The 20,465-nt window shown below is 70.4% G+C and carries 26 protein-coding genes; 5 read left to right on the forward strand and 21 right to left on the reverse strand.

The window, feature by feature from the left end:
* Positions 1-441: 441 nt before the first annotated feature.
* Positions 442-1,698 (reverse strand): tyrosine--tRNA ligase, encoded by a 1,257-nt coding sequence (gene tyrS, locus CLV67_RS29790; protein ID WP_373873181.1) that lies wholly within the window; start codon positions 1,696-1,698, stop codon positions 442-444.
* A gap of 46 nt (positions 1,699-1,744) precedes the next feature.
* Here tyrS and CLV67_RS29795 point away from each other — a divergent pair, with 46 nt between their 5' ends.
* Together CLV67_RS29795 and CLV67_RS29800 are read left to right on the forward strand one after the other, a co-directional pair.
* Positions 1,745-2,524, forward strand: a complete 780-nt coding sequence (locus CLV67_RS29795) for a polyphosphate kinase 2 family protein (protein ID WP_106324278.1) — start codon at positions 1,745-1,747, stop codon at positions 2,522-2,524.
* Between the two features lie 28 nt (positions 2,525-2,552).
* Positions 2,553-3,065, forward strand: a complete 513-nt coding sequence (locus CLV67_RS29800; protein WP_106324280.1) for a hypothetical protein — start codon at positions 2,553-2,555, stop codon at positions 3,063-3,065.
* A gap of 57 nt (positions 3,066-3,122) precedes the next feature.
* On the opposite strand, the gene ptsP is transcribed toward CLV67_RS29800, so the two are convergent.
* The 15 genes from ptsP to CLV67_RS29875 form a co-directional block, all read right to left on the reverse strand.
* Positions 3,123-4,766 carry a phosphoenolpyruvate--protein phosphotransferase gene (gene ptsP / locus CLV67_RS29805; RefSeq protein WP_106324282.1) on the reverse strand — a complete coding sequence of 548 codons (1,644 nt, stop codon included), beginning with the start codon at positions 4,764-4,766 and terminating at the stop codon, positions 3,123-3,125.
* Positions 4,759-5,031 (reverse strand): HPr family phosphocarrier protein, encoded by a 273-nt coding sequence (locus CLV67_RS29810; RefSeq protein ID WP_106324284.1) that lies wholly within the window; start codon positions 5,029-5,031, stop codon positions 4,759-4,761. The genes ptsP and CLV67_RS29810 overlap by 8 nt, the downstream gene beginning before the upstream one ends.
* 9 nt (positions 5,032-5,040) lie before the next feature.
* Positions 5,041-6,081, reverse strand: coding sequence for a zinc-dependent dehydrogenase (locus tag CLV67_RS29815; protein ID WP_106324286.1), 1,041 nt, complete (start codon positions 6,079-6,081; stop codon positions 5,041-5,043).
* On the reverse strand, positions 6,078-6,527 hold the full coding sequence (locus CLV67_RS29820) for a PTS mannitol transporter subunit IIA (protein ID WP_106324288.1): 450 nt from the start codon (positions 6,525-6,527) through the stop codon (positions 6,078-6,080). Before CLV67_RS29820 ends, CLV67_RS29815 begins: the two co-directional genes overlap by 4 nt.
* Entirely contained in the window at positions 6,520-6,828 is a 309-nt protein-coding gene (locus CLV67_RS53625) for a PTS sugar transporter subunit IIBC family protein (RefSeq protein WP_106324290.1), read from the reverse strand. Before CLV67_RS53625 ends, CLV67_RS29820 begins: the two co-directional genes overlap by 8 nt.
* A 36-nt stretch (positions 6,829-6,864) precedes the next feature.
* Complete coding sequence (gene mtlA, locus CLV67_RS29830) at positions 6,865-7,986, reverse strand: mannitol-specific PTS transporter subunit IIC (protein WP_106324292.1); 1,122 nt, start codon at positions 7,984-7,986, stop codon at positions 6,865-6,867.
* A 78-nt stretch (positions 7,987-8,064) separates the two neighbouring features.
* Positions 8,065-9,003, reverse strand: coding sequence for a 1-phosphofructokinase (gene pfkB, locus CLV67_RS29835; RefSeq protein WP_106324712.1), 939 nt, complete (start codon positions 9,001-9,003; stop codon positions 8,065-8,067).
* A 73-nt stretch (positions 9,004-9,076) separates the two neighbouring features.
* Positions 9,077-9,838, reverse strand: a complete 762-nt coding sequence (locus tag CLV67_RS29840) for a DeoR/GlpR family DNA-binding transcription regulator (RefSeq protein ID WP_106324294.1) — start codon at positions 9,836-9,838, stop codon at positions 9,077-9,079.
* A gap of 159 nt (positions 9,839-9,997) precedes the next feature.
* Positions 9,998-10,717 (reverse strand): NUDIX hydrolase, encoded by a 720-nt coding sequence (locus CLV67_RS29845; protein WP_106324296.1) that lies wholly within the window; start codon positions 10,715-10,717, stop codon positions 9,998-10,000.
* A gap of 58 nt (positions 10,718-10,775) precedes the next feature.
* Positions 10,776-11,342 (reverse strand): hypothetical protein, encoded by a 567-nt coding sequence (locus CLV67_RS29850; RefSeq protein WP_106324298.1) that lies wholly within the window; start codon positions 11,340-11,342, stop codon positions 10,776-10,778.
* Between the two features lie 10 nt (positions 11,343-11,352).
* The gene (locus CLV67_RS29855) at positions 11,353-12,000 is read right to left on the reverse strand and encodes an adenylate kinase family protein (RefSeq protein ID WP_106324300.1); all 648 of its coding nucleotides are present in this window, start codon (positions 11,998-12,000) and stop codon (positions 11,353-11,355) included.
* 11 nt (positions 12,001-12,011) lie between these two features.
* On the reverse strand, positions 12,012-12,581 hold the full coding sequence (locus CLV67_RS29860) for a hypothetical protein (protein ID WP_239166634.1): 570 nt from the start codon (positions 12,579-12,581) through the stop codon (positions 12,012-12,014).
* 19 nt (positions 12,582-12,600) lie between these two features.
* Positions 12,601-13,146: a type II toxin-antitoxin system PemK/MazF family toxin gene (locus CLV67_RS29865; RefSeq protein WP_106324304.1), complete on the reverse strand. Its 546-nt coding sequence runs from the start codon at positions 13,144-13,146 to the stop codon at positions 12,601-12,603.
* Positions 13,147-13,187: 41 nt separating this feature from the next.
* Positions 13,188-13,391, reverse strand: coding sequence for a DUF397 domain-containing protein (locus CLV67_RS29870; RefSeq protein ID WP_106324306.1), 204 nt, complete (start codon positions 13,389-13,391; stop codon positions 13,188-13,190).
* Positions 13,384-14,256, reverse strand: a complete 873-nt coding sequence (locus CLV67_RS29875; protein WP_106324308.1) for a helix-turn-helix domain-containing protein — start codon at positions 14,254-14,256, stop codon at positions 13,384-13,386. The genes CLV67_RS29870 and CLV67_RS29875 overlap by 8 nt, the downstream gene beginning before the upstream one ends.
* 180 nt (positions 14,257-14,436) lie before the next feature.
* On the opposite strand from CLV67_RS29875, the gene CLV67_RS29880 reads away from it, so the two are divergent.
* Positions 14,437-14,676 (forward strand): hypothetical protein, encoded by a 240-nt coding sequence (locus tag CLV67_RS29880; RefSeq protein ID WP_106324310.1) that lies wholly within the window; start codon positions 14,437-14,439, stop codon positions 14,674-14,676.
* Between the two features lie 3 nt (positions 14,677-14,679).
* Here the strand turns inward: CLV67_RS29880 and CLV67_RS29885 are convergent, their stop codons facing one another.
* Both CLV67_RS29885 and CLV67_RS29890 read right to left on the reverse strand, forming a co-directional pair.
* Positions 14,680-15,483, reverse strand: coding sequence for a hypothetical protein (locus tag CLV67_RS29885; protein ID WP_146169348.1), 804 nt, complete (start codon positions 15,481-15,483; stop codon positions 14,680-14,682).
* Between the two features lie 88 nt (positions 15,484-15,571).
* The gene (locus tag CLV67_RS29890) at positions 15,572-15,946 is read right to left on the reverse strand and encodes a DoxX family protein (protein WP_106324314.1); all 375 of its coding nucleotides are present in this window, start codon (positions 15,944-15,946) and stop codon (positions 15,572-15,574) included.
* Positions 15,947-16,091: 145 nt separating this feature from the next.
* Here CLV67_RS29890 and CLV67_RS29895 point away from each other — a divergent pair, with 145 nt between their 5' ends.
* Positions 16,092-16,529 (forward strand): MarR family winged helix-turn-helix transcriptional regulator, encoded by a 438-nt coding sequence (locus CLV67_RS29895; protein WP_106324715.1) that lies wholly within the window; start codon positions 16,092-16,094, stop codon positions 16,527-16,529.
* Positions 16,526-17,122, forward strand: a complete 597-nt coding sequence (locus tag CLV67_RS29900) for a DNA-3-methyladenine glycosylase (protein WP_373873180.1) — start codon at positions 16,526-16,528, stop codon at positions 17,120-17,122. Before CLV67_RS29895 ends, CLV67_RS29900 begins: the two co-directional genes overlap by 4 nt.
* Here CLV67_RS29900 and CLV67_RS29905 read toward each other — a convergent pair.
* From CLV67_RS29905 to CLV67_RS29915, 3 genes are all read right to left on the reverse strand, one after another.
* Positions 17,085-19,259, reverse strand: a complete 2,175-nt coding sequence (locus CLV67_RS29905; protein WP_106324717.1) for a HelD family protein — start codon at positions 19,257-19,259, stop codon at positions 17,085-17,087. The genes CLV67_RS29900 and CLV67_RS29905 overlap by 38 nt on opposite strands.
* Before the next feature lie 175 nt (positions 19,260-19,434).
* Positions 19,435-19,866: an HIT family protein gene (locus CLV67_RS29910; protein WP_106324318.1), complete on the reverse strand. Its 432-nt coding sequence runs from the start codon at positions 19,864-19,866 to the stop codon at positions 19,435-19,437.
* A gap of 49 nt (positions 19,867-19,915) precedes the next feature.
* Entirely contained in the window at positions 19,916-20,386 is a 471-nt protein-coding gene (locus CLV67_RS29915; protein ID WP_106324320.1) for an RICIN domain-containing protein, read from the reverse strand.
* Between the last annotated feature and the right edge of the window lie 79 nt (positions 20,387-20,465).

The following is a 20,465-nucleotide window of genomic DNA, read 5'->3' on the forward strand; positions in this document are numbered from 1 at the left end:
GAATCCTAGACCTGTCCGAAGACAAGCCCGGGTATTGCCATAATTGGCACTGGCTTATCAAGCACCCTGTTGAGTTCTCAAAGAACAACCGCACACCATTCTGCGACCCGCTTCCGCGGCCCGCCCTCCGGGGCACTCGCTCTACTTTACCCGCCGTTTCCGCCGTGTCAAATCCGCGTTTCGCAACCGAATTCGACAAACGAAAACACACCACAGCACGCGATCGAGTTGATCGCCTTACTAAGGTTGTGGGTTCCTCCAGGACGGCCGCGCCGGGCCCGATCAACGGTCCCGCTCGCTCGCCCGTCTCCCTGGCGGCTCGGTAAACACTACTCGTCCGCCCGGGCAACTCCAAATCGGGGTCGGGGCGACGACGGTCACACCCGGAAAAGCTAAGGCGCCGACTCCCACGAAGGGGAGCCGGCGCCGGGAAAACGCAGGTCAGGGCAGGACTTCGACGCCGGCGAAGGTGCGCTTGCCGCGGCGGAGAACCAGGAAGCGGCCGTGCAGGAGTGCGGACTGCGGAATCACGGCCTCACCGTCGGTGATCCGTTCGTTGTTCAGGTACGCCCCGCCCTCGGTGATCGTCCGGCGAGCCTCGTTCGCGGACGCCACGAGACCCGACTCCTTGAGCAGCACACCCACGGCCGGGAGCTCACCCCGTACCGGATGAAGGCCTGCCTCGGACAAAGCGGCGCGCAACGTGTCCGCGGACAGCTCGTCCAGCGAACCCCGCCCGAAGAGTGCCTGGCTCGCGGCGACCGCCTGCCGGGCCTCCTCCTCACCGTGCACCAGGGCCGTCAGCTCCTCGGCGAGCGCCCGCTGCGCGAGCCGGGCCTGCGGCCGCTCCGCGGTCGCCTTCTCCAGCTCCTCGAGCTCCTCGCGGGACTTGAAGCTGAAGTAGCGCAGGTACTGGTTGACGTCGCGGTCGTCGCTGTTGATCCAGAACTGGTAGAAGGAGTACGGCGTGGTCATGCTCGGGTCGAGCCAGACGGCGCCGCCCTCGGTCTTGCCGAACTTGGTGCCGTCGGCCTTGAGGACCAGCGGGGTGACGAAGGCGTTGACCGGGCCGGCGCCGCGGCGGCGGACGAAGTCGACGCCGGCGGTGATGTTGCCCCACTGGTCGGAGCCGCCGAACTGCAGCTGGCAGCCGTGCTGGACGTGCAGCTGGTAGAAGTCGTTGGACTGGAGCAGCTGGTAGCTGAACTCGGTGAAGCTGATGCCACTTTCGAGGCGGTTGCGCACCACGTCGCGGGCCAGCATCTTGTTGACCGGGAAGTGCTTGCCGACGTCGCGGAGGAAGTCGACCACCGACATCGGGCCGGTCCAGTCGAGGTTGTTGACCAGAGTCGCGGCGTTGTCACCGTCGTAGGTGACGAACGGCGAGAGCTGGGTACGGATGCGCTGCACCCAGCCCTCGACCACCTCGGGCGGGTTGAGGCTGCGCTCACTGGACTCCCGCGGGTCGCCGATCTGGCCGGTGGCGCCGCCGACGAGCAGCAGCGGGCGGTGTCCGGCGAGCTGGAGACGGCGCGCGGTGCACACCTGCATGAGGTGACCGACGTGCAGTGAGGCGGCGGTGGGGTCGAAGCCGACATAGAACGTGATCGAGCCGCCGTCGAGCTTCTTGCGGAGCTCGTCGGGGTCGGTCGAGTCCTGGATCAGTCCGCGCCACAACAGGTCGTCTACGAGAGTCACGTCTCGGATTCTCCCGCACGGCCTCATATAGAGCGATCCTGGGTGGATGGGTCACCTGGGTAGCGCGAATCCCCCGTACGAGATCTCGAAGAAGAAGGCCGAGGCGCGGCTGGCCGCGGCACAGGAACGGCTGTTGCGATTGCGGTTGCTGGTGGGCGGTCAGATCGGTCCCAAGAAGATCGGCCCGCCGCTGTGCGTCGTCTTCGAGGGCTGGGACGCCTCGGGCAAGGGCGGTGCGATCAAACGGCTGGTGGCACCCCTGGACCCCCGGCATGTACGCGTCGCACAGTTCGCCGCGCCGACCTATGACGAGAAGCGGCACCACTTCCTGCAGCGGTTCTGGAACGTGCTGCCGGGCTTCGGCGGGATGGCGGTGCTGGACCGGTCCTGGTACGGGCGGGTGCTGGTGGAACGGGTCGAGGGCTTCGCGACCGGCGAGCAGTGGAAGCGGGCGTACGAGGAGATCGCCGAGTTCGAGCGGACGCTGACCGCCGAGGGCATGATCCTGATCAAGTTCTGGATGCACGTGTCGGACGACGAGCAGCTGAGGCGGTTCGAGAGCCGGCGTACGGATCCGTTGCGGCAATGGAAGCTGACCGACGAGGACTGGCGGAACCGGGAGAAGCGCCCGGCGTACGAGGCGGCGGTCGAGGAGATGATCGACCGGACGGACCGGCCGAAGGCACGCTGGCACGTGGTGGCGGGCGACGACAAGCCGTACGCGCGGCTGGCGGTGGTCGAGAAGGTCTGCAACGTGCTGGAGACGAAGCTGGAGAAGCGGGGTTACGACCTGCGGGCAGCCGACCATGGCGTTTTGACCGAATAAACGGACATATGCCCGATACCCTAGCAGGATGACCATGAGCAGGAAGTCAATTTCCCGCGTCACCCTGCTGCTGGGTCTCGCGGCGAGCACCGCCGGTCCGGCCGGACCGGCCTACGCCTCCAACGAGCCGGTCGGCACCCAGGTCGCGGCGACCGCCGTCCAGGCGGCGCCGATCCTGGCCACCGCACAGGAGGAGGCACCGGATCAGGCCGCTCCCAAGGCCGTCCAGGTCTCCGTGAAGCGGACCCGCGGCAAGTACAACCAGTCGATCTTCCAGGTGTCCGGCGGTGCCAGGGAGGCCGGTGAGGTGCTGCGGCTGGCCTCCAGCCCGGCCTTCCGGAGCCTGGGCCCGCACTACCTGCCGGACGACAGATCGGGCCGCTACCGGTACGAGGTGACCGTCCTCTACCGCACCGGCAAGTACAAGAAGGTCGTCACCTACTCGAACACCCCGGGCGCGCCACGGGTGCTCGTCGAGTTGATCCACAAGGTGGAGAACATGCCGGCGCCGTCCTTCCCGCCCGGCTTCCCCTTCAACTGAGAAGACGGAAGTCGGCCGAGTAGACGAGGGCCTCCCCCGCCAGGGAGGCCCTTCTCGTCACACGGCGAGCTTGCGGGCCGACGCGGCGTCCGGCGCGGCCACCGCCGACGCGGCCAGGCGACGGCACTCGGCCTCGGTGCGCGCGGCCAGCGCCGCCCGGACCGGACCGATCGCACGCGGCGACATGGACAGACTCGTCACGCCGAGACCGACGAGCACCGGGGCGAGCAGCGGATCGGACGCCGCCTCACCGCACACCCCGACGGGTTTGCCCACCGCCCGGCCGGCCTCTCCGCACACGCCTATGAGCTGCAGCAACGCCGGCTGCCACGGGTCGAGCAGGTCGGCCAGGTCGCCGCACATCCGGTCGGCGGCGAAGGTGTACTGGCTCAGGTCGTTCGTGCCGATGCTCAGGAAGTCGACGACCTTCAGCAGGTCGGCGGCGCGCAGCGCGGCGGCCGGCACCTCGATCATCACACCGGCCTTCGGCAGCCCGGCGTCGTACACGGCCGTCGCGAAATCCGTCGCCTCGGCGAGGGTGGACACCATCGGCGCCATCACCCAGACGTCGGCGCCGGTCTGCGACCGGGCCGCAGCGATCGCGGCGAGCTGCGTGGTGAGCACGTCCGGGCGCTGCCGCGCCACGCGCAGGCCGCGGACACCCAGGGCGGGATTGGGCTCACCGTCCTGGTTCAGGAACGGCAACGGCTTGTCGGCGCCGGCATCGAGGGTACGGATGACGACGCGCCGACCGGCCATGGCGGTGAACACGTCCCGGTACGCGGCGATCTGCTCGTCGAGGGCCGGCTCCTGGGCACGGTCGAGGAAGAGCAGCTCGGTACGGAACAGGCCGACACCCTCGGCGTGCGCCTCGTCGGCGGCGGGCACGTTCTTCGCGGAACCGACGTTGGCGAGGAGCTTCACCCCGTACCCGTCAGAGGTCTGCCCCGGACCGGTCGAACCGGAGGCCGCGGCTGCCACCTGCGCCGCCGCATCCGCCGCGGCCCTGGCCTCGGCCTCGTCGACGCCCACCCGGACCTGCCCGGAGGAGCCGTCGAGCAGCACGATCGTGCCGTCCGGCACGGCGAGGGCGCCGGAGCAGGCGACCACCGCCGGCAGGCCCAGCGCACGGGCCAGGATGGCGGTGTGGCTGGTCGGGCCACCGACCTCGGTGACCAGGCCGATCACCTGTTCCGGGTCGAGGTCGGCGGTGTCGGCCGGCGCCAGGTCGCGGGCCGCGAGGACGTAGGGGTGGCCGGGCGCGGGGACTCCCGGCATCGGCAGGCCGAGCAGGACGGCGACCGCCCGGTCCCGGAGGTCGTCCAGGTCGGCGACACGTTCGGCGAGATATCCGCCCGCGGCGGCGAACGCCTCCCGGAACGTGGCGAACGCGCCGTCGATCGCGTGCGGCGCGTCGTGGCCGTCGTCGATGAGCTCGCGTACGCCGTCGCGCAACTCCTCGTCGCCGGCCATCAGCGCCTCGGCCCGCAGCACCTCGGCGACCGTGTCGTCGGTCGCACGATCGGCACGGCGGCCGAGTTCGGCGACCACCTCGGCGAGCGCGGCCTCGGCCCTGGTGTATTCGGCGGCCGCGTCGGTGACCGGGACGGGGGCCGGGAGTGCCGGGGCGGCCGCGATCCGCAACAGCGGACCGGCGGCGATCCCGGCGCACACCCCGATGCCGGTGAGCACCTCAGACATCGGCGTCCAGGTCCTTCGCCAGCAGCTCGGCCAGGCTGTCCAGGGCTTCGTCGGCGCCGTCACCCTCGGCTTCCAGGATCACCTCGGTGCCCTGTTTGGCCCCGAGGGCGAGCACCGACAGCATGCTCTTGGCGGGCACCGGCTTGCGGTCGCCGGACCGGATCGTGACCTTGACCGGGGCTTTCGCGGCCGCTTCCACGAAGATCTTCGCGGGGCGGGCGTGCAGGCCGCTGCTGGAACCGACGGTCACCGTACGCGTAGGCATGGAAACTCCTTAAGGCTCGATGGTGACCTTGATGGCCTCGCCGCGGGCGACGATCCCGAACGCGTCGATCGCGCTCTCCAGCGGCAGGCGGTGGGTGATGAGGTCGGCGACCGGCACCGCGCCGGTGGCGACCAGGTTGAGGGCCTCGGCGTTGTGCGCCGGGCTGGACCCGTTGGCGCCGACGATCATCAGCTCCCGGTAGTGGACCAGGTTCGAGTCGCAGGTGATGGTCGGGTTGTCCTTGGGCAGACCGCCGAAGAAGCTGATCCGGCCCTGCCGGGCGGCCATCTGGATGGCCTGCTCCTGCGCCTTGCCGGAGGCGGCCGCCGTGATGATCACGTCGGCGCCGCGGCCGTCGGTGAGCCTGAGGACCTCCTCGATCGGGTCGACCTCGCCGGCGCAGATCGCCGCGTCCGGCTTGACCAGGTCGGCGGCCATCTCCAGACGCTGACGGCTGAGCTCGACCAGGAACACGCGGGCGGCGCCGCGGGCCCGGGCCAGCCGCACGTGGAGGCAGCCGATCGGGCCGGAACCGATGACGACCACGTCGTCGCCCTCGCCCACCCGTGCCAGGTTCTGCGCGTTGAGGGCGCAGGCCAGCGGCTCGGCCACCGACGCCTCGGCGAACGAGACGCCGTCCGGGATCCGGTTCAGGCCGTCGACCTTGAGCACCTCGCGGGGCACCACCATGTACTGGGCGAAGCCGCCCTCGAAGTGGTAGCCCATCGAGACCTGGTTCGGGCAGATCGTCATCCGGCCGCGCTCGCACTCGGCGCACTCGCCGCACGGGATCGCGGCGATGACCTGCACCCGGTCACCGGTCGACCAGCCGTCGACTCCGTCTCCGACCTGCACGATCTCGCCGGCGATCTCGTGGCCCATCACCCGGGGCGGGTGGATGTGGTGGTGGCCGAACTTCGAGATCTTGACGTCGGTGCCACAGGTGGAGCAGTTCCGCACCCGGATCTTGACCTCGCCGGGGCCGGCCTCGGGCTCGGGCGCGTCCTCGAACCGGACGTCGCCGGGGGCGTGGAATCGTACGACCTTCATTGTTTCGCTTCCTCCTGGATGCTCCCGAGAAGCCGGGTCACGGTCTCGGGTTCGGTGGCCTCACGCAGTTCGCGGGCCTGGTCCTCGTCGAGCAGGATCTCGGCGAGAGCGGCTAGAAGTTCGACGTGCCCGTCGCCCTTGGCGGCGATGGCCACGCAGAGCGTGACCGGCTCGCCGTCCCAGTCGACGGTCTCCGGGAAGCGCAGCACCGCGAGGGCGTCGCGCTTGACCAGGTCCTTGCCGGCGAGGGTGCCGTGCGGGATGGCGACCCCCTCGCCGACATAGGTGGAGATCGACTGCTCCCGGGCCAGCATCGCGTCGATGTAGCCCTCCTCGGCGGCGCCGATCTCGACCAGGACCTCGCCGCAGCGTCGGATCGCGTCGTCGCGGCTGCCGGCCGTCTCCCCGAGCCGGATGGCCCGGGGATCGAGCAACTGGTCAGACATTGAGATCGGTCCCCTGCTGGATGGCCTTGACCACGCGGTTCACGGCCGGGTCGCCGAGGAAGATCTGGAACGGCACGATCGGCTTGTCCGGCGCGACCAGGCGGGCGCGGGCGGCCAGGCCGCTGTGGCAGACCACCACGTCGGCATCGGCCGGGATCGAGTTCACCGGGGTGTGCTCGACCGCTACCCCTGACTTGCCGAGCTGCTTGCGCAGGGTGCTGGCCAGCATCACGCTGCTGCCCATCCCCGCGTCACAGGCGACGACGAGTTTGCGGATGTCCTTGCCGTTGATGGTTGCCATGACTTCTCTCCTGTGGTGGTTACGCGCCTGCGGTGGTTACGCGTTTTCCTTGCGGCTGGACTCCGGGTCGTCGGCCGTCTCGTCGGGCGTCTCGTCGGGTTCCTGGTCGGACTTCAGCTTGCCGAATCCGAGTAGCAGGGACGCGACTCCGAAGGTGACCGCCGCGGCGATGATGACGCCGAGGATCATTCCGACGTGGCTGCCCTTCGCGGTGACGGCGAAGAAGGCGAAGATGCTGCCCGGCGCCGGGGAGGCGACGGTGCCCGCGCCGGTGATCATGAAGGTCGCGACACCGGCCATGCCACCGGCCATCATGGCGAGGATCAGGCGCGGCTTCATCAGCACGTACGGGAAGTAGATCTCGTGGATGCCGCCGAAGAAGTGGATGATCATCGCGGCCGGGGTGGTCGGGCGCAGCGACTTCGGGCCGAAGAAGAAGTACGCGAGGAGCAGGCCCAGGCCGGGGCCGGGGTTCGACTCGATCATGAACAGGATCGACTTGCCGCTCTCCGCCACCTGCTGCACACCGAGCGGGCTGAACACGCCGTGGTTGATGGCGTTGTTCAGGAACAGCACCTTGGCCGGCTCGACCAGGATCGACACCAGCGGCATGAGGCTGTGGTCGAGCAGCCAGTCGACGCCGTCACCGGCCGCGTTGGTGAGGGTGTTGACGACCGGGCCGATGCCGAGCTTGCCGAGGATCGCGAAGCCCGCGCCGACGATGCCGGCGGAGAAGTTGTCGACCAGCATCTCGAAGCCGGGGCGGATCTTGCCCTCGATGGCGTTGTCGAACAGCTTCAGGACGTACGCGGTGAGCGGGGCGATGATCATCGCGCCGAGGAACATCGGTACGTCGGCACCGACGATGACACCCATCGTGGCGGTGGCGCCGACGACGGCGCCGCGCTGGCCGTGGACCATCCGGCCGCCGGTGTAGCCGATCAGGATCGGGAGGAGGTAGGTGATCATCGGGCCGACGAGCTCGGCCAGGCTCTCGTTCGGCAGCCAGCCGACCGGGATGAACAGGGCCGTGATCAGACCCCAGGCGATGATCGCCCCGATGTTGGGCATCACCATGCCGGCGAGGTATCCGCCGAGCTTCTGGACGCGGGCCCGGAAACCGGATCCGCTGACCTCGGGTGTGTACGAAGAGGCCATGAGGGATCTCCATTTCAGTGTGGAGAGTTATCGGTGGGGGTGGGTCCGGACAGCGCTGACGACGAGCCGGCCGGGGTTCTAGGAGTGGAGAGGGCGGGACGGGTCGGGGTCGGGGGTGACGCGTACGTGCGTACGGTCGAGGTCTGAGGGGGTCGGCATCCGGCTGCCCGGAAGCGAGACGGCCGCCGCGCCCCACGCCAGGCCTTCGGTGAGGGCAGAGGCACCGCGCGCCCCGGCCGCGAGGAAGCCGGCGAGCAGCGCGTCGCCGGCGCCGACCGTGCTGCGCGGGACGCTGACCGGGGAGACGCCGGCGAGCACGCCGTCCGCGTCGACCAGGACCGCGCCGTCCGCACCGAGGCTGGCCAGGACCGTGCCGGCGCCGGCCGCCCGCAGCCGGTGGCAGGCCGCGACCACGTCGCCGAACGTGGCCGGTTCCGCGCCGACCGCCTCGGCGAGTTCCTCACGGTTGGGTTTGACCAGGGCGGCACCGGCCGAGACGCCGGCCAGCAGTGCCGGACCGCTGCTGTCCACCGCGAGCCGGGTGCCCGCGGCGACCAGGCGTTCGCAGAGTTCGGTGAAGGCCGCGATGCTCGGGCCGGGCGGCAGGCTGCCGCAGATGACCACCCAGTCGGCGGTGGCCGCGGCATCCAGGACCGCCTTGCTGACCTGGGCGAACTCGGCGTCGGAGAGAACCGGGCCGACCTCGTTGATCTTCGTTACGGTGCCGTCCGGTTCGGCCAGGGTGATGTTGGAACGGGTCCGGCCCGCGATCGGCACGGAGAGCAGGTCGACGCCCTCGGCCTCGAGCAGGTCGACGAGCTGTTCGCCCTCCGCGCCGCCGGTCGGGACCACGGCCGTGGAGCGGATCCCGTTGGCGAGCAGCGCGCGGGAGACGTTGACGCCCTTGCCGCCCGGGTCGATGTGGGAGTCGGCGGCACGCAGCACCTCGCCGCGGACCAGCGCGTCGACTTCGAGGGCCCGGTCCACGCTGGGGTTGAGGGTGACCGTCAGGATCACGCCGCTCATGCCCTCTCCCCCTCTCGGGAGTCGAGAGCGCAGCTGGGTGAAGGCAGGAACTCGCTCCGGTCGCTCATGCCTTCACCACCCGGACCCCGGTCGCCTCGACCTCGGCGGAGAGGTCGTGGTCGAGACCGTTGTCGGTGATCAGCAGATCGAGCTCGGTGAGGGCGCCGAACTTGGCCAGGTAATCGTTGCCGATCTTGGTGTGATCGGCGAGCAGCACCACCCGGCGGGCCGCGGCGATCATCGCCCGCTTGACCGCCGCCTCGGCCGGGTCGGGGGTCGTCATTCCACGTTCGACGCTGCATCCGTTGGTGCCCATGAACGCGACGTCGACGTACATGTCGGCGAGCGGCCGCAGAGCCCAGTCGTCCACGGTGGCCAGCGTCTTGCCGCGGACCCGGCCACCGAGCAGCAGCACGGACAGGTTGGGCTTGACCCCGAGCGCGGCGGCGATCACCGGCGAGTTCACCACCACGGTGAGCTCACGGTCGGCGGGCAGCAGCTGGGCGAGCCGGGCCGTGGTGGTCCCGGCGTCCAGGATGATCGCCCCGTCCTCGGGCACCTCGGCGAGCGCCGCCTTGGCGATCCGCTCCTTCTCGCTTATGAGCACCGCGTCGCGGGTCGCCAGCGCCGGCTCGAAGCCGAGCCGCTCGACCGGGATCGCGCCGCCGTGCACCCGGCGGAGAACGCCGGAGCGCTCCAGCACCGTCAGGTCGCGTCGGATCGTCTCGGCCGTCACCCCGAAGGTCTCGGCCAGCGCCACGACGTCGACCCGGCCCTCGGCACGTGCCCGCCGCACTATCTCCTGCTGGCGTTCCTCCGCGTACATCCTTGCTCACCCGCCTGGTTCGTTTTGGCTTTGTCTTTGTTTACGCCCGCTTCTGCCCGAGCGCAATATGTCGAAGAGATTTCGGTCTCTTAAATCCGCAGGACTTATATGGGCAAATCGGTCTCAATAGTGAGAGTCCGGTTGTGTTGGTTTCGGAAATCAGGCCAGGTGACGCTCGACGGTCAGGACCCGATCGGGGGTGCCGTGCAGCACGAGCAGACCGCCCTCGGGGATCGTCGTGTCCACCGGAACCGGCGAGAGCCGGCGGGACAGTTCTTGAATGGCGGACGGCCCCGCGCAGAGCACAGCCGGGCGGCCGGCCGCGAACGATTCCTCGGCGATCCGCAGCGCGCCCTCCGGATCGGCGCACGAACAGGGGTCGCCGGCGCCGTACGCGGAAAGGAACGAGCGGGCCGGACACGACGTGTCCCGCATCAGGAGAACGCTGCTCGTGCTGACCCGGGCCCGGGTCTGCAGTTCGCGGAGAATCCGCACGTCGTCCGGGCGGCTCAACGCGTCGGCGGCCCGCTCCGGAGCCAGCCAGAGCAGATCGCCGACATCACCGGAGGGGGAGAAGGCGCAGGTCGCGGCCGGTTCGACCTCGGCCGCGAAATAGTCGACGTGTTCCGGCCAGCCCAGTTTCACGTAATCGGTGCAGCCCAGCCACGGCCCGAGCCGCACCGACAGCCCGGCCCGTTCGGAGACCGCCCGGACCGCGGCCGCCGCGATGTGCTCGCCGGGCGCCGTACGTCCTTTCGGGAAACACCACTCGCCGTGCCGCATGTGCAGAACGGCGACTTCCCGCGCGTTTCCCGCGCCACGCCACAGAACAGCCCCGGCGGCCGTGACGGGCGCGGAAAACGACGGACCGGAAATCACCGCATAACGTTAGGCCCTGTCCGACGTGATCGGATTTCCCCATTAGTGGGACCGGGGGTCACTTCATCCCGGCGAGCAACCCCAGGTTCTCGGCGAGCGCGCCGTCCTGACCGAGGGACCGGAAGCCGGACTCCACGTCGGCACGGGCCAGCACGCCACGGCGCACCGCGTAGTAGCGGACCAGCGACCACAGGAACACATCCAGATGATCGAAACGGGTACCGCCCTCGAGAACCTCCTCCTCGTGGAACCAGACGGCGACCTGTCCGTTCGCAAGCACCGTCCACAGATTGCCACCACCGTCGGCGGCGATCGTGAAGACGTCGTCGCCGGTCAGCTCGGTCTCGTAGTCGGATTCCAGGACCCGGCAGCCGTTCGCGGCGAAGTCGAAGCCGTACGACCAGTCGGCGATGTCGAACGCCGCGGGGATCCGGCCGGCACGCACCCGCCGATCGAAACCGGCCAGGGCGGCGGCCCCGGCCGGTGGCAGACGGTCCAGCAGGTGGTCGATCGAACGCGTCGTGTCCGGAACCTCGGCCGGCTCCGCGGAGGGGAACCAGCGGGCGATGTCAGCGTCGAGATCGCGCTCGACGTACCCGATCAGATCATCTGGGGTGAGAGTCACCCGCCGGATCCTAGCCGCGGAAGGCGGGCAGGCCGAGGGTCTTGCGGATGGCCTGCTGCACGTCCTCGACCGGGGGCCGGCCGTCCACGTCGTGCACGACCTCCTTGCGCCGGAACAGCTCCAGCACCGGCCGGGTCTTCTCGTGGTAATCGGTGAGCCGCGCCTCCAGCGCCTCTGGCGTGTCGTCGGCCCGGGTGATCAGCTCGTGACCGCAGATGTCACAGCGGCCCTCCTGCTCGGGACGGTCGGCGATCAGGTTGTAGTCCATGCCGCAGTTCGGGCAGAGCCGTCGGCTGAGCACCCGCCGGCGCACCTCGTCGTCAGGCAGCTCGAGGTGGATGACGGCGTCGATGTCGTAGCTCTCCATGAAGAACTCGGCCTGCCGCCCGTTGCGCGGGAACCCGTCGATGATGAAGCCGTAGTTCCAGTCGTGGATGCCCATCCGGCGGCGCACCACCTCCTCGACCAGCTCGTCACCGACCAGGTCGCCGGCCGCCATGATGCGTTTGACCTGGGCGCCGATCTTGGTGTGCTGGCGCACGTGCCAGCGGAAGATGTCGCCGACGCTGATGTGTACCAGGTCGAGGTCCTCGCGCAGCATCTTGGCCTGGGTGCCCTTGCCGCTGCCCTGCACGCCCATGATCACGTACTTGCGCATGTTCGCCTCCGTCAATCGCTCGCGCCGAGGCGCAGGGGGCCGGGCACGCGCCCGGACAACGTGGTCGGATCGATGCTCCAGGCGCCGGCCACCCGGAACACATCCCGCTCGGCGACCAGCACGGATGTCTCCTCGTCGAGCTCCCCGGGCAGCCCGGCGTCCCGCTCGGCGGCGTCCGGCTCACCGAACCAGGACGTCACCTCACCGGTCTGACCCACATACCCGAACGCGCGCAGCAGCTCACCGGAGCCGGCCCGCAGCCATCGGTGCTGCTCGGTGACCCGGTGGGTGGCGAAGAACTGCACCTCGGCGTCGAGCTCCGCGGAGAGCGCCACCACGTCCGGGCCGGGCGTCAGCAGGGCGCGGCCGACCGCCAGGACCCAGGAGATCCCGCGGGCTCCGGGCAGCGGTGGGGTGACCGCGATCCGGTCGTCGGTGAGATGGGCCAGGTCCAGCCCGTCCCGCCACGGCACGGTCCCCAGGTCGCGAAGGCCGAGCGCCTTGAGCACCGCACCGGGGTCGGCCGAGGCGACCGCCAGCCACGCCTGCTTGCCACCGAAACCGGTCATGACGTCATTCATGACCCAACGCTATCCGGCGTCACGGCCAGCCGTAGTTGCGGCGCAGGATCGCCGCGATCCGGTCGAACCGCGGGCGGTCGAGAATCGCGCCCTCACGCCGGATGCCGTCCTCGTCGACCTCGATCACCCGGTCCAGGCGCACCCAGCTCGGGCGCGCGTCCCGGTCCCATTCGCCGGGGCCGAGCGCCAGCCAGTGCCGCTGGCCGTCGCGGTCGCTCTGGCTGGAGAGCATCAGGCCGAGCAGCGTCCGGGCGTCCCGCCCCACCACCACGACCGGCCGGTCCTTGCCCTGCGTCGGGTCGTCCTCGTAGGGCACCCAGGTCCAGACGATCTCACCCGGGTCGGCGTCACCGTCCAGGTTGGGCGCGTAGGCGAGCTGCCGCCCTTGCCGGGGCACGGCGCTCTTGACCGCCGCTTTCCTCGGCGGCGCGGCCTTCACCGGGGGCGCGGTGGGCTTGGGCGCTGCCGGCTTGGCAACTTCCTTCTTCGGTACGGACGGCGCACTCGGTTTCGGTGCCGGCGCGGTGGGCGTCCCGAAGATCCGGCGGAGGAAGGCTTTCAGCATCTCAAGCACCGGGTCACCTTACGGGTCGGGCCCACCGGCTCCTAGAGATCGAACTCGCCGTCCCGCACACCGGCCAGGAAGGCGTTCCACTCGGCGTGGCCGAAGATCAGCGCGGCGCCGCCCGGGTCCTTGGTGTCACGGATCGCGACGATGCCGGGAAGGTTACGGGCCACCTCGACGCAGTCGCCCCCGTTGCCGCCGCTGCGAGTGCTCTTGTGCCAGACGGCACCCGTCAGGTCAGCCATCGCTCTCCTCGATGATCGTGCGGATGAGATCGTCGGAATCGGACCGGCCGAGTGCGATCGCCTCGAGTTCACCCCAGATCGACTCGTACGTCTCCACCTCCGCGAGCTTATCCAGGTACAGCGCGCCGGTGAGGTTCTCGCAGTAGATGGTGGCCGGTTCGGGTGACGCGGTGCCGACGGCCGGGAACTCGAGGATGGTGAACTGCCCGGAGCTGGCGGCCCGGTGCGGACCGGCGGCGAACGGGATGACGCGCACCCCGACGTTGTGCCGGGTCGACACGTTGACCAGGTAGGCCAGCTGTTTCTGCATGCCGAGCGTGTCCGGGATGGCCCGGCGCAACACTCCCTCGTCGACGATCACGTCGAGCCGGGGCGCCTCGGGCAGTCGTCGGCTGAGCAGCGACTGGCGCTCCAGGCGTACGGCCACCGCGCTGCCGACCGCGTCGTCGTCGCCGTGCCAGGCACGGAACACCGCTTCGGCGTACTCCCTGGTCTGCAGCAGTCCGGGGATGACGCTGGGCGCGAAGGACCGCAGGCGGGACGCGGCCTGCTCCATCCCGACGTAGAGCTCGAACCAGGCCGGGACCACATCACCGTAGGCGTGCCACCAGCCCTTCGCCTTGGACTCGGCGGCCAGCCCGATCAGCACCTCGGTCATGTGACCGGGCGCCTCGTAGACACCGCACATGGCGATCACGTCGTGCTTGCGGACCGGGACCTCGCCGTTCTCGATCCGGTACATCCGGGCGCGGGAGAACTCCAGCTCGTTGGCCGCGGCCATCAGCGATATGCCGGCCTGCTCGCGCAACTGCCGCAGCAGGCGGCCGACCTGCCGCCTCGGCACTGTCGAGCCCGTCTCGTTCATGTTCCTCGGTCCCCCGGTGTCGCCGACGCTGTCCGGTTGTATCGAACGAGACGATTCCATTGCCTCGTACGAGACAGCGGGAATCCTTTTCTGGGAATCTCGCCAATCCGGCTTGAGACCGAGCCTAAGGCACGGAAGGCTCCACTGTGTAGTCGGCGAATCGCACATGGTGAGGGTGGCATGCTGGTACCGCGGACCGAACACGTCGGTGTGCGACCGCTCTGGGACTGCCGGGTCTGCGGCGAACCGTGGCCGTGCGCCACTGCCAAGGTCGAGCTCGCCGAGCAGTACCAGAACTTCCCGCACGGACTCTCGGTCTTCCTGGGCTCGTGCATGCTCGAGGCGATCGACGACCTCGCGGCCGGCCATGGCGGGCCGCCGGCCGACCTCTACGAACGGTTTCTCGGCTGGGCCTCCTGAGAGTCAGCCCTCCACCCGCTTGCGCAGCTGCTCGAAGAGCTGCTGATCCTCGACCGCGCTGTACAGCGTGTCACCCGCGCTGCTCAGAATCACGAACGGGCAGGTCCGGTCGGTGCCGGTCAGCGGGCGCTCGGCGACCTTGCGGCGGGTGGCGACCTCGTAGACGGTCAGCAGGTACCTTCCCTCGACCAGCTTGCGCGTCTCGGCACCGGACCTGCAGTCGCGGATCGCCCGGCCCGATCCAGTGAGGTCGAGGCAGGCGACGAGCTGCGCCTTCGCCGGCTCCGGCGCCCACATCCGGCGCTGCGTGGCCGATCCGGCGTAGGCGGCCTGATTCAGGGTGCGGCTCGTCCGGTAGTCGGTGCCCGCGGCCCGCTCGCTGATCAGCACCGGGTGCGGGACGCCGCCGCGGGCCCTCGGGGCGGACGGGTAGAACCGGTCGTCGCACACCAGGTGCAGGTCGTCCTCGGCGCGTACGCCGTGGTCGGCGGGCCGTGGACCGGCCGCGTCCGCACCGGAGAAACTCGGCGCCGGCTTGCGCGGCGGCGCCGAGACCGCCGGGGGCGTCGAGCCGCCGACGCTGACGAAGAGGTAGGCCGCGGTGCCGAAACAGGCCACCACGGCCACCGCGACGAGGGCGGAGATCACACGACGGCGACGATCCCGCGCCCGCCCGGCATCCGGCCCGGCCGGTGCAGCGGCCGGAGCCGGGTCGAACTGGCCCAGTTCGAGGCCACCGAGCGCGACCAGCCGGGCACCGAGCCCCGCACCGGACGAGTCTCCCGGTGTCTCCTCCGCATCCCGCATGATCTGCTCCCCGCCGCGCTACCAAGGCGACGAACTATATCGATGTGAACCCGAATTCGCACCGATGTCACACGACTCCGCCGGGTGATCAGAAGGCGTACGGCCCGAAGCGTCCCCAGGCGACGACGAGCGAGAGCACCAGCAGTACCGCGGCCGGAACGGCGCCCGGACCCTCACCGCGGCGGACGTGCACCACCACCGCGCCGATCATGGTGACCGCGAGGCCGGCCGCAGCGACGGGGACCAGGATCGGCAGCACGTCGAGGACGGCGGGCAGGATCAGGCCGATCGCGCCGAGCACCTCCAGCGCGCCGATGGTCTTGATCTGGCCCGCGGTGAAGTCCTCGGTCCAGGCCAGGCCGGAGGCGGCGAGCTTCTCCTTGGGCTGGATCAGCTTCATCGCGCCGGCGCCCAGGAAGGCGGCGGCGAGCAGGGCGGCGATGATCCACAGGACGACGTTCATGATTCCTCGACTCGCTCGGTCACTTAAACAGTTGAGCGAACCGTAGGCCCATTGACTTAAACATGCAAGTAAAACCGTCGGCTAGGATGCTGACGTGGAGACACCCGAGCCACGCTGGCTGACCAGCGAAGAGCGTGCCGCCTGGATGACCCTGATGGGCGTGTTCATGCGGCTGCCCACGGCCCTCGACGCGCAGTTGCTGCGAGACTCCGGCCTCAGCCACTTCGAGTACGGCATCCTCGCCGGCCTCTCCGAGAATCCCGGCCGGACACTGCGGATGAGTACCCTGGCGGTCCTGGCCGAGGGCTCCCTGGCCCGGCTCTCGCAGGCGGTCGGACGGCTCGAGAAGCGCGGCTGGGTGCGCCGCTCCCCCGATCCCACCGACGGCCGCTACACCCTGGCCACCCTCACCGACGAGGGCTGGGACAAGATCGTCGCCAGCGCTCCCGGGCACGTCGAGAACGTACGCACCCTGGTCTTCGACTCACTCACCAGGGCACAGGTGCGCCAGCTCCAGGAGATCGGCCGCCGGATCCTCGCCGCCACCGACCCCGAGGGTTCCTGCCCGGGAGCGGCCCGGTGAGCCCCGGCTGGATGACACTGCCCGCCACCGCCGTCGACGAGGCGGCGCGGCTGCTGCTCGGCTGGCGGCTCACCGCGAACGGCGTGACCGTCCGGCTGTCCGAGGTGGAGGCCTACAGCGGGCTCGGCGAGGACCCGGCCAGTCACGCGCACCGGGGTATGACCGGCCGTAACGCGGTGATGTTCGGACCCGCCGGGCGGCTCTACGTCTACCAGATCTACGGCATGCACTTCTGCGCCAACATCGTCTGCGGCGAGCAGGGCCGGGCGGCCGCCGTGCTGCTGCGGGCCGGTGCGGTGATCGACGGCCACGACCTGGCCCGCAAGCGACGGCCGGCGGCCCGCCGTGACACCGACCTGGCCGCCGGGCCGGCCAAGCTGATGCAGGTCCTCGACCTCGACCGCGCCGCCAACGACACTCCCCTGCTCGGCGGCGGACCGGCCACGCTGGCCCCTCCGGACGGACCGGCCGGCCCGGTCTCGGCGGGGCCGCGCGTCGGCGTCACCTCGGCACACGACGTGCCGTGGCGGTTCTGGATCACCGGCGATCCGACGGTCAGCGCGTACCGCCGTCACACCCGGCGCCGCCGGTGACGCGGAAGACCGTGAGGCTCCTGGTGGCGCGGGTCAGCGCGACGTAAAGGTCGTTCACGCCGCGCGGCGACTCCCCGCGGATCAGTTCCGGATCGACGAGGACCACGTGGTCGAACTCCAGGCCCTTCGCCTCGGTGACGGTCAGCAGCACGGCCGGTTCGTCCAGGTCGGAGCCGAGATGCGGCAGGGCGGCGGCGACCTCGGCACGCCGGCCGGCAGGCACGATCACCGCGAGACTCCCGGCTCCCGGCTCACCCGCCACCACCGCGGCGAGAGCGGCCGCGTCGCCGGTCAGCTCGCGCGGCTCGGCGCCGGACGAGCGGACCGGGCGGGGCAGCTCGATCGGCGGGTCGGCGTCGGCGAGCAGGCGTCCGGCGTACGCCATGATCTCGGCGGGGGTGCGGTAACTCACGGACAGCGCGGCGAGACGCCAGCGGTCGGAGACGTACGGCGAAAGCACCTCCCCCCACGAGCCGGCGCCGCCCGCCGCACCGGTCTGTGCCAGGTCACCGACGATCGTCATGGACCGGCTGGGACACCGGCGCATCAGCATCCGCCACGCCATCGGCGACAGTTCCTGCGCCTCGTCCACGATGACGTGCCCGAACGCCCACCTCCGGTCCACCGCCGCGCGTTCGGCGGCCGTCCGCACATCCCGGTCGGCGTAGCGCTCGGCGAGCACGCCGGCCTCGATCACGTCGGCCACGTTCGGGATCTCGGCCTCGAAGTCGTCCTCCGCCTCGTACGACTTCGAGCCGGCCGAGATGTCCAGCACGCCCTGCGCGTAGTCGAGCCGTCGACGCAGGTCACGGGCCTGCCGGGCGCGTGCCGCCGAGTCGTCCTCGCCGAGCAGTTCGACCGCCTCGTCGAGCAGCGGGACGTCGGCCGCCGACCAGCCGCCGCCCGGCTCACGGCGCAACTCGTCACGATCCGTGGTCGCGAACAGGTCGTCGAGGAACCGTTCCGGGGTGAGCACCGGCCACAGCTCGTCGAGCACCGCCCGCACCCCGGGATCCCCGGCCAGATCGCCGCGGATGTCGGCCACGTCGGCCTCGTCGAGCACGTTCGGCGTACCCGGGGCGTCGTCCTCGCCGAGCGGGTCGTTCCAGAACGGGTCCGCGCCGATCCGCTCGGCCACCTGTTCGGCCAGCACGTCGAGCACCCCGGCCACGAAGATCGGCCGGGCCAGATTGTGCAGGCGGCCGGACTCCCGGGCCCGGCGGCGCGGCGTCTCGCAGTCGTAGCGGTCCAGCCGCAGCACGTGCCGGTCCACCACGATCTCGACCGGTGTCTCCGGCACGCGCTGCCTGGCCCGTACGCCCTCGATCAGGAAGTCCACCATGTCGGAACGGCCCTTCACCTCGGCGGTGGCGGCCGTCTCCCGCCGTGTCGCCACCACGCCCGGGAACAGGTCGGCGGGGGTCGCCAGCAGCACGCCCGTCTCGGCGAGCGACGGCAGCACCTGCGAGATGTAGCGCAGGAACATCGGGTTGGGGCCGACGATCAGCACGCCGCGGGCGCTCAGCTGCTCCCGGTGCGTGTAGAGCAGGTAGGCCGCCCGATGCAGGGCCACCGCCGTCTTCCCGGTGCCCGGCCCGCCCTGCACAACGAGCACGCCACCGGCCGCCGAGCGGATCACCCGGTCCTGCTCGGCCTGGATCGTCTCGACGATGTCGCGCATCCGGCCGGTGCGGTGCGCGTCCAGGGCGGCGATCAGCGCGGCCTCACCGACCAGTGGTCCATTCCCGGCGGTCGCGTCGAAGACCTCATCATCAAGGCCGACGACGGTACGCCCACGCGTGCGGATGTGGCGGCGGCGGACGATGCCGTACGGGGTGACGGCCGTAGCCACGTAGAACGGCCGCGCCGCCGGCGCCCGCCAGTCGACCAGCAGCGGCTCGTCGGTGTCGTGGATGCCGATCCGGCCGATGCGCAGCGGGCCGCCGTCGCGCGGGTCGAGGCGGCCGAAGCACAGCCCCGACTCGACCGCCTCGTAACGGGCCAGGCGTTCGGCGTAGCCGTGGGCCGCGACGTCGCGCTGGAGCCGTGCCTGCGGTGTGCCGCCGCCCTGGCTCCACTGGCCGGTCAGCTGGCCGCGGACCCGGTCGCGCAGCTCGTCCAGCCGGGTGTAGAGCATCGTGACGTGTTCCTGTTCCTCGGCGATCGCCCGTGCCTCCGGAGAATCCGCCACGGAAATGCTTGACAGACTTGACACCCGTGCCTCCCAGCCGTATTCTGATAGTGGTTCTTTCTGTCGCACGTAGCCAAAGACGCGCGAACTTCCAGAGTACACGCCGCGATGACCGTGTGCGTCAGGTGAGCAGAATCTTCAGGGCCGCCGCATCGGCCCGCCAGGCGAGTTCGTCCAGCAGGGGCGGCGCGTGCACGGGCAACGGCCCGTCGGCGCCGGCGTCGTCCGGATATCGGGCGGTCACGTGGGTGTGCAGGTGCCGTTCGCGGTTGCCGAGCGTCAGATAGTTGAGCCGCGACGGGCGGAAACAGTCACGGATCGCCCGGGCCACTGTCAGAACCTCGCGGTGATAGAGATCGGACTCGACGGGGCTCAGGTCGATCGGCTCGCTGATGTGCCGGCCGCGCCACACCACGATCGCGTGACCACGGACGAACGACCGGCGGGCGAGATACGAGTCGGTGACCCGGCCGGACCAGATCCGGAGTCCGTAGTCGGTCTCGTCGCGCCGGTCACCGCACCAGCGACAACCGTCCTCCCCCACCGGCTCCATCCCGGAACCATAAACGATCCTCGATAGATATCGGGGTCCCGTTCGGCTCTCACCAGGAGGTCAGGGAGCGCCAGCCCTGCTCGGGTGCGCCGGTGCAGGCGCGGAGGCGGACCTTTCCCACGTTCGACCTGTCGACCGAGAGCTCGGTCAGGCACGGGCCGTTGCGGGTGCCGGCCTGGAAGGTCGTGGTGATCCACCAGTTCTGATTCGACCGGTAGGTGCAGGCCCTCACCAGGACCTTGGAGCCGGAGCTGTGCGGTTGCAGGCAGTTCTCGCCCTGGGTGAGGCGGCCCTCGCTGGTCTGGTAGAAGAGCTGCGTCCTGTCTCCCTTGACGCATGCGGTCGTGGACAGGATCGTGCCGATCGGACCGCCGGTGAGGCAGCGGTACGGAGTGCCGCGCGTGACGATCCAGCCCTGCAGCAGCGGCGGCGGGCCCGGCACGGCGGCCGCCGGCACACCCGGCAGGCCGAGCAGCAGAGCCGCGGCGGGCAAGGAGGCGAGCACACCACGGCTGAGCATCGTCCCACTCTAGGAACGGCCGGCCGGGCCGCGCAGACGTTCCGCCGAGAACCACACCCCGCGCGGCGGCGGCCGGGTG

It is taken from the genome of Actinoplanes italicus, assembly GCF_003001815.1.
GTDB lineage: Bacteria > Actinomycetota > Actinomycetes > Mycobacteriales > Micromonosporaceae > Actinoplanes > Actinoplanes italicus.

Coding starts and splice junctions, on each gene's coding strand:
- CLV67_RS29795 (WP_106324278.1), top strand. CDS start 1,745: ATGGGTCACCTGGGTAGCGCGAATCCCCCGTACGAGATCTCGAAGAAG.
- CLV67_RS29800 (WP_106324280.1), top strand. CDS start 2,553: ATGACCATGAGCAGGAAGTCAATTTCCCGCGTCACCCTGCTGCTGGGT.
- ptsP (WP_106324282.1), bottom strand. CDS start 4,766: ATGTCTGAGGTGCTCACCGGCATCGGGGTGTGCGCCGGGATCGCCGCC.
- CLV67_RS29810 (WP_106324284.1), bottom strand. CDS start 5,031: ATGCCTACGCGTACGGTGACCGTCGGTTCCAGCAGCGGCCTGCACGCC.
- CLV67_RS29815 (WP_106324286.1), bottom strand. CDS start 6,081: ATGAAGGTCGTACGATTCCACGCCCCCGGCGACGTCCGGTTCGAGGAC.
- CLV67_RS29820 (WP_106324288.1), bottom strand. CDS start 6,527: ATGTCTGACCAGTTGCTCGATCCCCGGGCCATCCGGCTCGGGGAGACG.
- CLV67_RS53625 (WP_106324290.1), bottom strand. CDS start 6,828: ATGGCAACCATCAACGGCAAGGACATCCGCAAACTCGTCGTCGCCTGT.
- mtlA (WP_106324292.1), bottom strand. CDS start 7,986: ATGGCCTCTTCGTACACACCCGAGGTCAGCGGATCCGGTTTCCGGGCC.
- CLV67_RS29840 (WP_106324294.1), bottom strand. CDS start 9,838: ATGTACGCGGAGGAACGCCAGCAGGAGATAGTGCGGCGGGCACGTGCC.
- CLV67_RS29855 (WP_106324300.1), bottom strand. CDS start 12,000: ATGCGCAAGTACGTGATCATGGGCGTGCAGGGCAGCGGCAAGGGCACC.
- CLV67_RS29860 (WP_239166634.1), bottom strand. CDS start 12,581: ATGAATGACGTCATGACCGGTTTCGGTGGCAAGCAGGCGTGGCTGGCG.
- CLV67_RS29865 (WP_106324304.1), bottom strand. CDS start 13,146: ATGCTGAAAGCCTTCCTCCGCCGGATCTTCGGGACGCCCACCGCGCCG.
- CLV67_RS29870 (WP_106324306.1), bottom strand. CDS start 13,391: ATGGCTGACCTGACGGGTGCCGTCTGGCACAAGAGCACTCGCAGCGGC.
- CLV67_RS29875 (WP_106324308.1), bottom strand. CDS start 14,256: ATGAACGAGACGGGCTCGACAGTGCCGAGGCGGCAGGTCGGCCGCCTG.
- CLV67_RS29880 (WP_106324310.1), top strand. CDS start 14,437: ATGCTGGTACCGCGGACCGAACACGTCGGTGTGCGACCGCTCTGGGAC.
- CLV67_RS29885 (WP_146169348.1), bottom strand. CDS start 15,483: ATGCGGGATGCGGAGGAGACACCGGGAGACTCGTCCGGTGCGGGGCTC.
- CLV67_RS29890 (WP_106324314.1), bottom strand. CDS start 15,946: ATGAACGTCGTCCTGTGGATCATCGCCGCCCTGCTCGCCGCCGCCTTC.
- CLV67_RS29895 (WP_106324715.1), top strand. CDS start 16,092: ATGACCCTGATGGGCGTGTTCATGCGGCTGCCCACGGCCCTCGACGCG.
- CLV67_RS29905 (WP_106324717.1), bottom strand. CDS start 19,259: ATGCTCTACACCCGGCTGGACGAGCTGCGCGACCGGGTCCGCGGCCAG.
- CLV67_RS29910 (WP_106324318.1), bottom strand. CDS start 19,866: ATGGAGCCGGTGGGGGAGGACGGTTGTCGCTGGTGCGGTGACCGGCGC.
- CLV67_RS29915 (WP_106324320.1), bottom strand. CDS start 20,386: ATGCTCAGCCGTGGTGTGCTCGCCTCCTTGCCCGCCGCGGCTCTGCTG.